The sequence below is a fragment of the Aquirufa ecclesiirivi genome, assembly GCF_011250515.1.
In the GTDB taxonomy this organism is placed as follows: domain Bacteria; phylum Bacteroidota; class Bacteroidia; order Cytophagales; family Spirosomataceae; genus Aquirufa; species Aquirufa ecclesiirivi.
The window spans coordinates 1-373 of record NZ_JAANOP010000025.1 but is presented as its reverse complement, the minus strand read 5'-3'; the positions used below and the strand labels follow the sequence as shown (position 1 = coordinate 373).

Genomic DNA, 373 nt, shown 5'->3' with positions numbered 1-373 from the left:
ACAAGGTAGCCGTACCGGAAGGTGTGGCTGGAACACCTCCTTTCTGGAGAAGCTATTTAACTTAAGTATATGAGGATTCTTATATGCTTCCAGAGTACTTTTATCACACGCCTAAAGGAAAATCTAGGAAGATAGATTTTCAAGATATTGTTGAGAAAACAGAAGAAAAAAGCGGGCTTGTAGCTCAGGTGGTTAGAGCGCTACACTGATAATGTAGAGGTCCGTGGTTCGAGTCCACGCAGGCCTACCAACAAAATGATGTTGGGGCAAGCTGGAGATGAAAGCCAATAACGGGGGATTAGCTCAAAAAGCTAGGAACCAAGCCTGCACTAGTGGGCACAACGAACTGGCCGTTCGCGTTGAATCCGTTTTC

Annotated in this window: 1 tRNA gene; it reads left to right on the top strand. The window is 45.6% G+C overall.

Annotation, left to right across the window (positions count from 1 at the left end):
- Positions 1-173 precede the first annotated feature (173 nt).
- Positions 174-250: transfer RNA gene (locus G9H65_RS13580), tRNA-Ile, on the top strand.
- Positions 251-373 lie beyond the last annotated feature (123 nt).